This is a genomic window from Streptomyces kanamyceticus, assembly GCF_008704495.1.
Classification (GTDB): domain Bacteria; phylum Actinomycetota; class Actinomycetes; order Streptomycetales; family Streptomycetaceae; genus Streptomyces; species Streptomyces kanamyceticus.
On record NZ_CP023699.1, the window covers coordinates 2,286,011 to 2,299,010 of the forward strand.

At 71.4% G+C, this 13,000-nt stretch carries 13 protein-coding genes; 11 read left to right on the forward strand and 2 right to left on the reverse strand.

Annotated elements, in window-relative coordinates; genetic code table 11:
- Positions 1–8 precede the first annotated feature (8 nt).
- Complete coding sequence (locus tag CP970_RS09145) at positions 9–947, reverse strand: AraC family transcriptional regulator (protein WP_055554775.1); 939 nt, start codon at positions 945–947, stop codon at positions 9–11.
- Positions 948–1,027: 80 nt separating this feature from the next.
- Between CP970_RS09145 and CP970_RS09150 the strand changes: the two genes are divergently transcribed.
- Entirely contained in the window at positions 1,028–1,867 is an 840-nt protein-coding gene (locus tag CP970_RS09150) for an NAD(P)H-binding protein (RefSeq protein WP_055554773.1), read from the forward strand.
- Between the two features lie 151 nt (positions 1,868–2,018).
- Here the strand turns inward: CP970_RS09150 and CP970_RS09155 are convergent, their stop codons facing one another.
- Positions 2,019–3,161, reverse strand: coding sequence for a YihY/virulence factor BrkB family protein (locus CP970_RS09155; RefSeq protein WP_055554771.1), 1,143 nt, complete (start codon positions 3,159–3,161; stop codon positions 2,019–2,021).
- Between the two features lie 17 nt (positions 3,162–3,178).
- Between CP970_RS09155 and CP970_RS09160 the strand changes: the two genes are divergently transcribed.
- The 10 genes from CP970_RS09160 (at position 3,179) to CP970_RS09200 (ending at position 12,909) form a co-directional block, all read left to right on the forward strand.
- Positions 3,179–4,813: an acyl-CoA dehydrogenase family protein gene (locus CP970_RS09160; protein WP_055554769.1), complete on the forward strand. Its 1,635-nt coding sequence runs from the start codon at positions 3,179–3,181 to the stop codon at positions 4,811–4,813.
- A gap of 331 nt (positions 4,814–5,144) precedes the next feature.
- The gene (locus CP970_RS09165; protein WP_055554787.1) at positions 5,145–6,401 is read left to right on the forward strand and encodes a GAF domain-containing protein; all 1,257 of its coding nucleotides are present in this window, start codon (positions 5,145–5,147) and stop codon (positions 6,399–6,401) included.
- Between the two features lie 103 nt (positions 6,402–6,504).
- On the forward strand, positions 6,505–7,092 hold the full coding sequence (locus tag CP970_RS09170) for a GNAT family N-acetyltransferase (RefSeq protein WP_055554767.1): 588 nt from the start codon (positions 6,505–6,507) through the stop codon (positions 7,090–7,092).
- A 135-nt stretch (positions 7,093–7,227) separates the two neighbouring features.
- The gene (locus CP970_RS45780) at positions 7,228–7,311 is read left to right on the forward strand and encodes a putative leader peptide (RefSeq protein ID WP_317987188.1); all 84 of its coding nucleotides are present in this window, start codon (positions 7,228–7,230) and stop codon (positions 7,309–7,311) included.
- A 137-nt stretch (positions 7,312–7,448) separates the two neighbouring features.
- Positions 7,449–9,146: a nitrite/sulfite reductase gene (locus tag CP970_RS09175; protein WP_055554765.1), complete on the forward strand. Its 1,698-nt coding sequence runs from the start codon at positions 7,449–7,451 to the stop codon at positions 9,144–9,146.
- The gene (locus CP970_RS09180; protein ID WP_055554762.1) at positions 9,143–9,322 is read left to right on the forward strand and encodes a hypothetical protein; all 180 of its coding nucleotides are present in this window, start codon (positions 9,143–9,145) and stop codon (positions 9,320–9,322) included. The genes CP970_RS09175 and CP970_RS09180 overlap by 4 nt, the downstream gene beginning before the upstream one ends.
- The gene (locus CP970_RS09185; RefSeq protein ID WP_055554760.1) at positions 9,319–10,032 is read left to right on the forward strand and encodes a phosphoadenylyl-sulfate reductase; all 714 of its coding nucleotides are present in this window, start codon (positions 9,319–9,321) and stop codon (positions 10,030–10,032) included. Before CP970_RS09180 ends, CP970_RS09185 begins: the two co-directional genes overlap by 4 nt.
- Positions 10,032–10,604, forward strand: coding sequence for an adenylyl-sulfate kinase (gene cysC, locus CP970_RS09190; RefSeq protein ID WP_079043954.1), 573 nt, complete (start codon positions 10,032–10,034; stop codon positions 10,602–10,604). Before CP970_RS09185 ends, cysC begins: the two co-directional genes overlap by 1 nt.
- Entirely contained in the window at positions 10,601–11,536 is a 936-nt protein-coding gene (gene cysD / locus CP970_RS09195) for a sulfate adenylyltransferase subunit CysD (RefSeq protein WP_055554756.1), read from the forward strand. The genes cysC and cysD overlap by 4 nt, the downstream gene beginning before the upstream one ends.
- Before the next feature lie 2 nt (positions 11,537–11,538).
- Positions 11,539–12,909: a sulfate adenylyltransferase subunit 1 gene (locus CP970_RS09200; protein ID WP_055554754.1), complete on the forward strand. Its 1,371-nt coding sequence runs from the start codon at positions 11,539–11,541 to the stop codon at positions 12,907–12,909.
- Positions 12,910–13,000 lie beyond the last annotated feature (91 nt).

The following is a 13,000-nucleotide window of genomic DNA, read 5'->3' on the forward strand; positions in this document are numbered from 1 at the left end:
TCAAAAGGCTACGCCGCGCGCGTGCGATGCTCCTGCGGGCTGACGCCGTAGACCCGCTTGAAGGCGCTGGACAGGGCGAACGCGCTGCCGTACCCGACCCTGCGGGCTATCGAGCCGATCGTCAGCTCGCTGTCGCGAAGCAGGTCGGCGGCGAGCGCGAGCCGCCAGTTCGTCAGGTACGTCATCGGGGGCTCCCCCACCAGTTCCGCGAACCTGCGGGCCAGCGCGGCCCGCGAGACACCGGACTTCGTGGCAAGGTCGACGATGGTCCAGGGGTGCGCCGGGTCGTCCTGGAGCAGGCGGAGGGCGCGGCCGACGACCGGGTCGCCCATCGCCCGGTACCAGGCGGGGGCGGCCGCCTCGGGGCGGGAGAACCAGGCGCGCAGCGCGGCGATGAGCAGCAGGTCGAGCAGGCGGTCGAGGACGACCTCCTGGCCCGGCTCGTCCCTGTTCATCTCGTCGGCGAGCAGCGGGGTCAGCGGGCAGTCCCACACCTGTGTGGGCAGTACGAGCAGCGCGGGCAGCGCGTCGAGCAGCCGGCCGGTGAGCTCGCCCTGCATCTGGTAGGTGCCGATGAGCATCTCCACGGAGCTGTCCCGCGACTCGCCCCAGGCGCGGACGCCGAGGTCCCGGTACCTGGCCTCCGGTGCGCCGTCCAGCGGCACGCAGCGCTGGCCCGGCTGGACCTCGGCGTACGGGGCGGTGCCCACGTCGTCGGCGCAGGTGTAGTGGTCGGGCCCGCGCGCGATGGCGACGTCGCCCGGGCCGATGAGCTGCGGCCCGGTGCCGTCCTCGGGGACGATCCAGGCGCTGCCGCGCACCATGATCATGACCGACAGGGGCGCCTCGTCCGCGATCCGGACGGACCAGGGCGGCTCGAAGAGCGCGCGGATCATGAAGGCTCCCCGGGCGCGGGGGCCCTCCAGGAGTCCTGCGAGTACGTCCATGACGGCAGCGTAGACGCACGCACATGCCCCTGAGCTCCTCGGCGATGGTTCCCGCGCTCGCCCGGCAGTTGACTGAAGTCATGACAACGAACGCAGCGAACATGACGGTGTTGGTGACGGGCGCGACCGGCCGGGTGGGCCGCAGGGTCGTGGAATCCGCCGAGGCGGCCGGACTCACGGTGCGGGCGGCCTCGCGGTCCGGCGCGGTGCGGTTCGACTGGGCGGACAGGGCGACGTGGGCGGACGCCCTGCGGGGCGCGGACGCGGCGCACATCGCCTACTTGCCGGACGTCGGCGCCCCCGGTGCGGCCGACGCGGTCGGCGCCTTCGCGCGGCAGGCGGTCGAACTCGGCGTACGGCGGCTCACGCTGCTCTCGGCGCGGGGCGAGCACCAGGCGCACGCCACGGAGCAGGCGGTGCGGGACGCGGGCGCCGAGTGGACCGTGGTGCGGGCCAGCTGGTTCGCGCAGAACCTCAGCGAAGGGCCGTTCCTGGACGGGATGCGGGAGGGCGAGCTCGTCTTCCCCGGCGGTGAGGTGCTCGAACCGTTCATCGACGCGCGGGACATCGCGGACGTGGTGGTAGCGGCGCTGACCGGCGGCGACCGCCTCACCGGCCGCACGCTCGACCTCACGGGTCCCCGTCTCCTCACCTTCCGGTCCGCCGTCGCGGAGGTCTCCGAGGCGGTGGGCAGGGACATCGCGTACGTCCCGGTGACCGCCCGCGAATACGGCTCCGCGCTCACGGAGTTCGGGGTTCCCGCCGAGGAGGCGGAGTTCCTGATCGAGCTCTTCGAAACGAACCTGGACGGGAGGAACGCGAAGCTCTCCGACGGGGTGCGGGAGGTACTCGGCCGGGAGCCGAGGGACTTCGCGGACTTCGTCCGGGAGTGCGCGGAAGCTGGCGTCTGGAAGGCGTGAGGCTCGTGCCGCCCGGAGCTGGCCCCTCGGGGCTCCGCCCCGGACCCCGCTCCTCAAACGCCGGAGGGGCTGAATTATCCGGCCCGCGTGCATTCAAGCCCGTCCGGCGATTGAGGACGAACTCGGCGGAGCCGGTGACGGGCAGGAGCCACTACTCCGAGGGCGCGTCCGTCCCGTTCCCGTTCCGCTTCGCATGCGTCCGCAGGCGCGACGTCACATCGTCCGGCGGCAGGAAGCGGGACCAGCGTTCGGGGTATTCGGACGGCATCTCGGGGTCGTCCGGATCCACCGGCGCCTCGCGGGCGGCGGCCGCGCGGGCCACCACCTCCGCGGCCTGCGCGGTCCTTATGCGGTCGTTGGCCGCGCGCGCCGCCGCCGTCGCGACCGACGGCCAGACCCGGTCGATCGCCGCGTTCACCGCGGCGCCGACCAGGACGGCGAACGCCGAGACGCCGATCCAGAGCAGGACGGCGACCGGTGCGGCGAGGGAGCCGTAGATGGTGGGGCCCTCCACCGTGCTGGTCAGGTAGATGCGCAGCAGGAAGCTGCCGAGCACCCACATGGCGAGCGCGATCAGCGCGCCCGGCATGTCCTCCACCCACGGCGAACGCACCGGCACCGACACGTGGTACAGCGTGGTCAGGAAGACCACGGAGAGGATCACGACGACCGGCCAGTACAGGATCTGGACGACCGTCGTGGACCCCGGCAGGAGCTTCACCACCGCGTCGGGCCCCGCCACCATCAGCGGCAGCGCCACCGAGCCGATGAGCAGTGCCACGAGGAACAGGCCGAAGGCGAGGATGCGGGTCTTGACGATGCCGCGCACACCGTCGAGGCCGTACATCACGGTGATGGTGTCGATGAAGACGTTCACGGCGCGCGAGCCCGACCACAGGGCGAAGAGGAAGCCGATGGAGATGATGTCGGGCCTGCTGACCCGCATGACGTCTTCCAGTATCGGCTGCGCGATCTGGCTGACGCCCCGGTCGGAGAGGACCGTGCGGGACGCCTCCAGGATGTTGTTCTCGACGCTGGCGATCGTGTTGGCGCCGGTCCACCGGTCCACGTAGGCGAGCAGGCCGATGAGGCTCAGGAGCAGCGGCGGCACGGAGAGCAGCGTGAAGAACGCCGCCTCGGCCGCGAGCCCCAGGATGCGGTACTCCATGCAAGAGTTGACGGTGTCCTTGAGCAGCAGCCAGGCGGTCCTGCGCTTGGAGACGTTGCTGTAGAGAGCGCGGGCCCGGTTCCAGCGTCCCAAAGGCCGCCCGGGTGTTTCTTTTGCCTGGTGCACCTCCTTACCGTAGCGGCATGGCAGCCACCACCCACACAGTGACCAACCAGGCTCCGCCCCTGGTGGGATATGACGTATTCACGTCCGACCGGGCCCTCGTGGAGGGCGTCGAGCGGCACCTGGATCCGGCGCTCCTGGATTCCGCTCGCGAGGAACTCTCCTTGCTCGGCCGCACCGCGGGATCCGCCCAGGTGCAGCACTGGGGGGTGCAGGCCAATGAGAATCCTCCTGTTCTGCACACGCATGACCGTTATGGGAACCGGATCGACGAGGTCGAGTTCCACCCGTCCTGGCACCGGCTGCTCGGCAAGGCCGTCGCGGCGGGACTGACGGGTGCCTGGTCGCGTCCTGGCGGGCACGTGCGGCGGGCCGCCGGATTCCTGGTGTGGACACAGGCTGAGGGCGGGCACGGATGTCCGATTTCGATGACGCACGCCGCGGTGCCCGCGCTGCGCGCCGATCCGGCGCTCGCCGCCGAGTGGGAGCCGCGGCTCACCTCCGCCGTGTACGACGAGGGGCTGCGTCCGGCGTCACGGAAGGCCGGTGTCCTCTTCGGGATGGGCATGACGGAGAAGCAGGGCGGCAGCGACGTACGGGCCAACACCACGCGGGCGCGCGCGCTCGCGGAGGAGGGGACGTACGAACTCACCGGGCACAAGTGGTTCTGCTCGGCGCCGATGTCGGACGGCTTCCTGGTGCTCGCGCAGGCCGAACAGGGTCTGACCTGCTTCCTGGTGCCGCGCGTCCTGGAGGACGACACGCGCAACGCCTTCGCCATCCAGCGGCTCAAGGACAAGCTGGGCAACAAGTCCAACGCGTCGAGCGAGGTGGAGTTCGACGGGACCTGGGCGCGCCGGGTCGGCGACGAGGGGCGCGGCGTGCGCACCATCATCGAGATGGTCGCGGCGACCCGACTCGACTGCGTGATCGGCTCGGCGGCGCTGATGCGGCAGGCCGTGGCGCAGGCGGTGCACCACGCCACCTACCGGGAGGCGTTCGGCGGCAGGCTCGTCGACAAGCCGCTGATGCGCAACGTCCTGGCCGATCTGGCCCTGGAGTCGGAGGCGGCGACGACGCTGGCGATGCGGCTCGCCGCGGCGTACGACGACGGGAGCGAGCAGGAGCAGGCGTTCCTGCGGCTCGCGGTCCCCGCCGCCAAGTACTGGGTGACCAAGCGGTGTACGCCGATGGTCGGCGAGGCCCTGGAGTGCCTGGGCGGCAACGGCTACGTCGAGGAGTCGGGCATGCCAAGGCTGCTGCGCGAGGCGCCGCTCAACTCCATCTGGGAGGGCTCCGGAAACGTACAGGCCCTTGACGTGCTGCGGGCACTGCAGCGCGAACCGGCGGCGCTCAACGCGTTCCTCCAGGAGGTGGGCGCGGCCCGCGGCGCCGACCACCGCCTGGACGGCGCGATCAAGGGACTCCTCACCGAACTGGCCGACCTGGAGGGCATCGAGGCCCGGGCGCGGCGCCTGGTGGAGCGGATGGCGCTGGTGCTCCAGGGCTCGCTGCTCGTGCGGCACGCGCCCGCCGAGGTGGCGGACGCGTTCTGCGCCTCACGCCTCGGCGGGGACTGGGGCGCGGCGTTCGGCACGCTTCCGCACAGCCTCGATCTGGCCTCGGTGGTGGAACGGGCGACGCCGCGGCTGTAGGGGCAGCGGGGCTCAGTCCCAGCCGGACTCGAAACTGACACGGGGGTGGTGCTGCGCCGACACGGCACCACCCCCGTCTTTCAGGCCCCGTGAGGAGCGTGAACGCCGCACGGGCGGCGTGGTGTACAGATTCCGGCTCCGTACGGCTGTTCGCCAGGGTTGCATGAGGTTGCAACCCGTCGGGGCGGCCGGATGATTCATCTTCCGAGGCGTCACCCCGGGCTGCCCGCAAGGGGCACGATGAGGAGCAGCCCACCCACACCCTGCTGACCGGAAAGGACCCCTGGTGACGTACGCGACCTCGACGATCGACCTCGCGCGGATCTCCGACATGGACCTCGCGCACGCGGCGCGGCTCCTCAAGGGGGTCCGCGACGCGACACTTTCCGGCCAGCGGCCGCACGTCCTGCCCCGGCCGGTGATCGGTGACTCCTGGGGGCGGATGATGCTGCGCGGCGTCGATCCCGACCACGACATCCGGTCCCGGCTGCTGACCGAGGAGGAGCTGGCGGAGCGCCGCCACGGCTCGCCCCTGGTGGACATACTGCCGGTCCTGCGCGACGCCCTGGTCTCGGTGGCGGACGCCGCGCACCACATCATGGTCGTCTGCGACGCGGACGGGCGCGTGCTGTGGCGCGAGGGCAGCTCCGCGGTGCTGCGCAAGGCGGACTCGCTCGGTTTCGAAGTGGGCGCGGACTGGGGCGAGGGCGTCGTCGGCACCAACGGCGTGGGCACCCCGCTGGTGGTGCGCCGCCCCGTCCAGGTCTTCTCCGCCGAGCACTTCGTACAGACCCACCACCCCTGGACCTGCACGGGCGCCCCCGTCACCGATCCGCGGGACGGCAGGCTCCTCGGCGTCGTGGACGTCAGCGGCCCGCTGCAGACCATGCATCCGGCCACGCTCGCCCTGGTCGACTCGGTGGCCAAGCTCGCCGAGGCACGCCTTCGGGACCGGCACGTCACGGCGCTCGACCGGCTGCGCGCGGTGGCCGCACCGGTCCTGGCCCGGCTCGCGGGACGGGCCGTCGCGGTGGACGCGCACGGCTGGACGGCCGCGGTGACGGGCATGGCGCCGATGGACCGCGTCACGCTCCCCAAGGCGCTGGCCGCGGGCCGCGCCTGGCTGCCCTCCCTCGGCACCTGCCTCGCGGAGCCGCTGCCCGGCGGCTGGCTGCTGCGCCCGCAGGACCCCAAGGACGGGACGGAGCCGCTCGCCGCGACCCGGCTCGTCCTGGACGTGAGCAGTCCGCGGCACTGGACCCTCGCGGTGCTCGGCGGCGCCCGCGACTGGACCCACGACCTGAGTCCGCGCCATGCCGAGCTGCTCTTCCTGCTCGCCACGCACCGCGGCGGGCGCAGTGCGTCGGGCCTTGCCGACGACATGTTCGGCGACCCGGCCCGCACGGTGACGGTCCGCGCCGAACTCTCCAGAGTCCGGCGCTACTTGGGCGGCCTGCTCGCCCACCGCCCCTACCGCTTCCATGAGGACGTCGACGTACAGGTGCTCCTGCCCGGCATCCCGGAGGACCTGCTTCCGCACTCCCTCGCCCCGGCGATACGGCGGGCGAGGAGCGTGGCGGAACCTTGAGCTCCACCGCCCGGCACGCACCCCCTCCTCCTCCCCTCCTCCTCCCCCACGACCCGCTGCCCCGGCTTCGCCGTGGCGCCCCTCCCGTGATTCGCTGAGCCGCATGAGCATCACTGTCACCACCTGGTCCCTTGAGCAGCGGTCCCCCCGGGACCTGCTGCCCGCCGCGGCCCCCGAAGGCGACGTACGGATCGTGCGCGCCGAGGTGCCCTCGCCCGAGTTCAGCCGGTTCCTCTATACCTCGGTCGGCGGGGACATCCGCTGGATCGACCGGCTGCCCATGACGTACGCCGAGTGGCACAAGCTGCTCGACCGGCCCGGCGTCGAGACCTGGGTCGCGTACGAGAACGGGACACCCGCCGGGTACGTGGAACTCGCGGCGCGCGGTGAGCAGGGCGACGGGGCCGACGGCGTCGTCGAGATCGTCTACTTCGGGCTGCTGCCCGCCTTCCGCGGGCGGCGCATCGGCGGCCACCTCCTGTCGTACGTCACCGCGCGCGCCTGGGATCTGGCCGAGCGCTGGCCGGGGCTCGCGCCGACCGAGCGGGTCTGGCTGCACACCTGCTCCAAGGACGGCGAGCACGCCATGGACAACTACCTGCGGCGCGGCTTCACGCTCTTCGACACCAAGGTCGAGCAGGAGACCGAAGGCCCGAACCCGGGTCCGTGGCCGGGGGCCGCGCGCGACTGACCCGCCCCCTCCGGTCCACCGCACCCCCTCGGTCCCGCTGTGACCGACGACACCTCTGTCCACGATGCGGGACAGAGGTGTCCGCATTTTGGATAATGCTGGACTGCGCCGAAAGTCCCGTGACACGCTTCCGTCATGGATCGCACTGGAACTGCCTTGGTGAGTCGGCGTCACGTCGACCTCTGCCGCATGTCCAGCGCCATGTGTCGGGCTTGCTGATCACCTCAGCACTGCCGCACATCTGAGCACCGCTCCCCTGTTTCCCCCTCCCTGCGCAGCGCCGCGCGCACATTCCCGCATGTGCCCATCCCCGCAGGTCAGAGCCGCTTTTCCGCTGCCCCGAAGGACGTAGAGCCATGGCCACTTCCCCAGACACGCCCCCCGCCGCCGCGCCTCGCCGCAAGCCGAGCCGGCACCGCGGTGAAGGACAGTGGGCCAAGGGTCACTTCACGCCGCTCAACGGGAACGAGCAGTTCAAGAAGGATGACGACGGTCTCAACGTGCGGACACGCATTGAGACGATCTACTCCCAGCGCGGTTTCGACTCCATCGACCCCAATGACCTCCGCGGGCGGATGCGCTGGTGGGGCCTCTACACCCAGCGCAAGCCCGGCATCGACGGCGGCAAGACCGCGGTCCTGGAGCCGGAGGAGCTGGACGACGAGTACTTCATGCTCCGCGTGCGCATCGACGGCGGGCGCCTGACCACCGAGCAGCTGCGCGTCATCGGTGAGATCTCCCAGGAGTTCGCGCGCGGCACCGCCGACCTCACCGACCGGCAGAACATCCAGTACCACTGGATCCGCATCGAGGACGTCCCCGAGATCTGGCGGCGGCTCGAAGGGGTCGGGCTCTCCACCACCGAGGCCTGCGGTGACACGCCCCGCGTGATCCTCGGCTCGCCCGTCGCGGGCATCGCCGAGAACGAGATCATCGACGGCTCCGCCGCCATCGACGAGATCCAGCGCCGCTTCATCGGCAACCCGGACTTCTCGAACCTGCCCCGCAAGTTCAAGACCGCGATCTCCGGTTCGCCGCAGCTCGACGTCGCGCACGAGATCAACGACATCGCGTTCGTCGGCGTCCACCACCCCGAGCACGGCCCCGGCTTCGACCTCTGGGTCGGCGGCGGCCTCTCCACCAACCCCAAGCTGGGCGTGCGGCTCGGCGCCTGGGTGCCGCTGGACGAGGTGCCCGACGTGTACGGCGGCGTCATCGGCATCTTCCGCGACTACGGCTACCGCCGCCTGCGCACCCGCGCCCGTCTGAAGTTCCTCGTCGCCGACTGGGGTCCGGAGAAGTTCCGGCAGATCCTGGAGGACGAGTACCTCCAGCGGAAGCTGACCGACGGGCCCCCGCCCGAGCAGCCCACCGGCACCTGGCGCGACCACCTCGGCGTCCACCGGCAGCGCGACGGCCGCTTCTACGTCGGCTTCGCGCCCCGCGTCGGCCGGGTGGACGGCACCACGCTCACCAAGATCGCCGAGGTCGCGGACGCGCACGGCTCGGGCCGTCTGCGCACCACCGCCGAGCAGAAGATGATCGTGCTCGACGTGACCGAGGACCAGGTCGAATCGCTGGTCTCCGCCCTGGAGGCGCTCGACCTGCGGGTCACCCCCTCGCCCTTCAGGCGCGGCACGATGGCCTGCACCGGCATCGAGTTCTGCAAGCTCGCCATCGTCGAGACCAAGGCGCGCGGCGCCTCGCTCATCGACGAACTGGAGCGCCGCATCCCGGAGTTCGACCAGCCGATCACCATCAACATCAACGGCTGCCCGAACGCCTGCGCCCGCATCCAGGTCGCCGACATCGGCCTCAAGGGCCAGCTCGTCCTGGACGACGAGGGCAACCAGGTCGAGGGTTACCAGGTGCACCTGGGCGGCGCGCTCGGTCTGGAGGCCGGGTTCGGCCGCAAGGTCCGCGGCCTGAAGGTCACCGCGACCGAGCTGCCCGACTACATCGAGCGGGTCATCAAGCGCTTCGAGGTGCAGCGCGCGGACGGCGAGCGCTTCGCCACCTGGGCGGCCCGCGCCGACGAGGAGGCCCTCAAGTGAGCGAGCGAGCCGCCCCCTTCTACTGCCCCTACTGCGGCGACGAGGACCTGCGTCCCAACGAGACCGGTCACGGCGCCTGGGAATGCGCGGCGTGCAACCGCGCATTCCAGCTGAAGTTCCTCGGGCTGCTCGCCCGGGGCGTTCAGCACACCAGCGGTGGAGGGGACCAGACATGACGACCACTCAGGGCCAGGAGGCCCGTACCGACGAGGAGTTGAAGGCGCTCGCCGAACAGGCGGGGCGCGACCTGGAGGACGCGTCCGCCCTGGAGATACTCCGGTGGGCGGTCGACACCTTCGGCGCGCGGTTCTGCGTGACCTCCTCGATGGAGGACGCGGTCGTCGCGCACCTCGCCTCGCGGGCCAGGCCCGGCGTGGACGTGGTGTTCCTCGACACCGGCTACCACTTCCCCGAGACCATCGGCACCCGGGACGCCGTCGAGGCCGTGATGGACGTGACCGTGCTGACCTTGACGCCCCGTCAGACGGTGGCCGAGCAGGACGCCGAGTACGGCCCCCGGCTGCACGAGCGCGACCCGGACCTGTGCTGCAAGCTGCGCAAGGTGCAGCCCCTCGAAGAGGGCCTGACCGGCTACGCGGCCTGGGCCACCGGACTGCGCCGCGACGAGTCGCCGACCCGCGCGAACACCCCGGTCGTCGGCTGGGACGCCAAGCGCCGCAAGGTCAAGGTCTCCCCGATCGCCCGCTGGACACAGGACGACGTGGACGCCTACGTCGCCGAGCACGGCGTGCTCACCAACCCGCTCCTGATGGACGGCTACGGCTCCGTGGGCTGCGCCCCGTGCACCCGCCGCCTCCTTGAGGGCGAGGACGCGCGGGCCGGACGCTGGTCGGGCAACACCAAGACCGAGTGCGGGATCCACTGATGCCCGCGCCACAGGAAGACACTCAGGAGAACCACGTGACGACCGGAGCCACCGTCTGGCTCACCGGCCTGCCAAGCGCCGGCAAGACCACCATCGCGTACGAACTGGCGGGCCTCCTGCGCGCGGAGGGCCGCCGCGTCGAGGTGCTCGACGGCGACGAGATCCGCGAGTTCCTCTCGGCGGGCCTCGGCTTCAGCCGCGAGGACCGGCACACCAACGTGCAGCGCATCGGCTTCGTCGCCGAACTCCTCGCCCGCAACGGCGTGTTGGCGCTCGTGCCGGTCATCGCGCCGTTCGCGGACAGCCGCGAGGCGGTGCGCAAGCGCCACCAGACGGGCGGCACCGCGTACCTGGAGGTGCATGTCGCCACGCCGGTCGAGGTGTGCTCCGTACGCGATGTGAAGGGCCTGTACGCCAAGCAGGCGGCGGGCGAGATATCCGGGCTCACCGGGGTCGACGACCCCTACGAGGCGCCGGACTCCCCTGATCTGCGCATCGAGTCGCAGGACCAGACCGTGCAGGAGTCGGCGGCGGCCCTCAAGGCGCTGCTCACCGAGAGGGGTCTCACATGACGACCGTCGCGACCGTGACGGAGGGCACCGACAGCCCTTACGCGCTCAGCCACCTGGACGCCCTGGAGTCCGAGGCGGTGCACATCTTCCGCGAGGTGGCGGGCGAGTTCGAGCGGCCGGTGATCCTCTTCTCCGGCGGCAAGGACTCCATCGTCATGCTGCACCTGGCGCTGAAGGCGTTCGCTCCCGCGGGGGTGCCCTTCTCGCTGCTCCACGTGGACACCGGGCACAACTTCCCCGAGGTCATCGAGTACCGCGACCGGGTGGTCGCCGAGCACGGGCTTCGGCTGCACGTCGCCTCCGTGCAGGAGTACATCGACGCGGGCACGCTGCGCGAGCGGCCCGACGGGACGCGCAATCCGCTGCAGACCGTGCCGCTCACCGAGAAGATCCAGCGCGAGAAGTTCGACGCGGTCTTCGGCGGCGGGCGCCGCGACGAGGAGAAGGCCCGCGCCAAGGAGCGGGTGTTCAGCCTCCGCGACGAGTTCTCGCAGTGGGACCCGCGCCGCCAGCGCCCCGAGCTGTGGCAGCTCTACAACGGCCGCCACGCACCCGGCGAGCACGTCCGCGTGTTCCCTTTGAGCAACTGGACCGAGCTGGACGTGTGGCAGTACATCGCCCGCGAGGAGATCGACCTGCCGCAGATCTACTTCGCGCACGAGCGGGACGTCTTCAAGCGCTCCGGGATGTGGCTGACCGCGGGCGACTGGGGCGGCCCCAAGGAGGACGAGGAGACCGAGAAGCGCCTCGTCCGCTACCGCACGGTCGGCGACATGTCCTGCACCGGCGCCGTCGACTCGGACGCGACGACGCTCGACGCCGTCATCGCCGAGATCGCCGCGTCACGGCTCACCGAGCGAGGTGCGACCCGCGCCGACGACAAGATGTCCGAGGCCGCGATGGAAGACCGCAAGCGCGAGGGGTACTTCTAACCATGAGCAACAGCACCACTGAGCCGGTACAGCCGCTCTCCACCGAGCAGTTGTCGGCCACCACCCTGCTGCGGTTCGCCACCGCCGGATCCGTCGACGACGGCAAGTCCACCCTGGTGGGCCGCCTGCTCCACGACTCCAAGTCGGTCCTCACCGACCAGCTGGAGGCCGTGGAGCGCGTCTCGGCGAGCCGCGGCGCCGAGGCCCCCGACCTCGCGCTGCTCACGGACGGCCTGCGGGCCGAGCGCGAGCAGGGCATCACCATCGACGTCGCCTACCGCTACTTCGCCACGGCCCGGCGCCGGTTCATCCTCGCCGACACCCCGGGGCACGTGCAGTACACCCGGAACATGGTCACGGGCGCCTCCACCGCCGACCTCGCGGTCGTCCTCGTCGACGCCCGCAACGGCGTCATCGAGCAGACCCGCAGGCACGCCGCGGTCGCCGCGCTGCTCCGCGTCCCGCACGTCGTGCTCGCGGTGAACAAGATGGACCTGGTCTCCTACGAGGAGTCGGTCTTCGCCCGGATCGCCGAGGAATTCACCGCGTACGCCAGTGAGTTGGGCGTTCCGGAGATCACCGCGATCCCGATCTCGGCGCTGGCCGGCGACAACGTCGTCGAGCCCTCGTCGAACATGGACTGGTACGGCGGACCGACCGTCCTGGAACACCTGGAGACGGTGCCGGTCAGCCACGACCTGACCTCCTGCCACGCGCGTCTCCCCGTGCAGTACGTGATCCGCCCGCAGACCGCCGAGCACCCGGACTACCGGGGCTACGCGGGCCAGATCGCGGCGGGCACCTTCCGGGTGGGCGAGTCCGTCACCGTGCTGCCGTCGGGGCGCACCTCGAAGGTCGCGGGGATCGACCTGCTCGGCACGGCGGTCGACGTGGCGTGGACGCCGCAGTCGATCACCCTGCTTCTCGAGGACGACATCGACATCTCGCGCGGCGACCTGATCGTGCCGAGCGGCGACGTCCCGAAGGCCACGCAGGACATCGAGGCGACGGTCTGCCACGTCGCGGACACCGCGCTCGCCGTCGGCCAGCGGGTGCTGCTCAAGCACACCACCCGTACGGTCAAGGCGATCGTCAAGGAGATCCCCTCCAGGCTCACCCTGGACGACCTCTCGCAGCACCCCGAGCCCGGGCAGCTGGTCGCCAACGACATCGGCCGCGTCCTGGTCCGCACCGCGGAACCGCTCGCGCTCGACGCGTACGCGGATTCCCGGCGCACCGGCTCGTTCCTCCTGATCGACCCGGCGGACGGCACGACGCTCGCCGCGGGCATGGTGGGCGCGGCCTTCGCCGCCCCCACCGACGCTCCCGCCGAGGCCGAAGCCCCCGCCGACGAAGCCGGTTGGGACTTCTGACCATGACCTACGTCGACGTGTTCGCGACGTTCGCGAAGGAGGGCGGCCGCATCGGCAGCGGCGCCCTCGGCAGCGGGCAGGGCGGGGTGGC

What these genes read in the sequence shown, in the direction of transcription:
- cysC (WP_079043954.1), top strand. Translation starts at nt 10,032, where the DNA reads ATGCCCGCGCCACAGGAAGACACTCAGGAGAACCACGTGACGACCGGA.
- CP970_RS45780 (WP_317987188.1), top strand. Translation starts at nt 7,228, where the DNA reads ATGGATCGCACTGGAACTGCCTTGGTGAGTCGGCGTCACGTCGACCTC.
- CP970_RS09175 (WP_055554765.1), top strand. Translation starts at nt 7,449, where the DNA reads ATGGCCACTTCCCCAGACACGCCCCCCGCCGCCGCGCCTCGCCGCAAG.
- CP970_RS09165 (WP_055554787.1), top strand. Translation starts at nt 5,145, where the DNA reads ATGGACCTCGCGCACGCGGCGCGGCTCCTCAAGGGGGTCCGCGACGCG.
- CP970_RS09150 (WP_055554773.1), top strand. Translation starts at nt 1,028, where the DNA reads ATGACAACGAACGCAGCGAACATGACGGTGTTGGTGACGGGCGCGACC.
- CP970_RS09145 (WP_055554775.1), bottom strand. Translation starts at nt 947, where the DNA reads ATGGACGTACTCGCAGGACTCCTGGAGGGCCCCCGCGCCCGGGGAGCC.
- cysD (WP_055554756.1), top strand. Translation starts at nt 10,601, where the DNA reads ATGACGACCGTCGCGACCGTGACGGAGGGCACCGACAGCCCTTACGCG.
- CP970_RS09170 (WP_055554767.1), top strand. Translation starts at nt 6,505, where the DNA reads ATGAGCATCACTGTCACCACCTGGTCCCTTGAGCAGCGGTCCCCCCGG.
- CP970_RS09185 (WP_055554760.1), top strand. Translation starts at nt 9,319, where the DNA reads ATGACGACCACTCAGGGCCAGGAGGCCCGTACCGACGAGGAGTTGAAG.
- CP970_RS09200 (WP_055554754.1), top strand. Translation starts at nt 11,539, where the DNA reads ATGAGCAACAGCACCACTGAGCCGGTACAGCCGCTCTCCACCGAGCAG.
- CP970_RS09160 (WP_055554769.1), top strand. Translation starts at nt 3,179, where the DNA reads ATGGCAGCCACCACCCACACAGTGACCAACCAGGCTCCGCCCCTGGTG.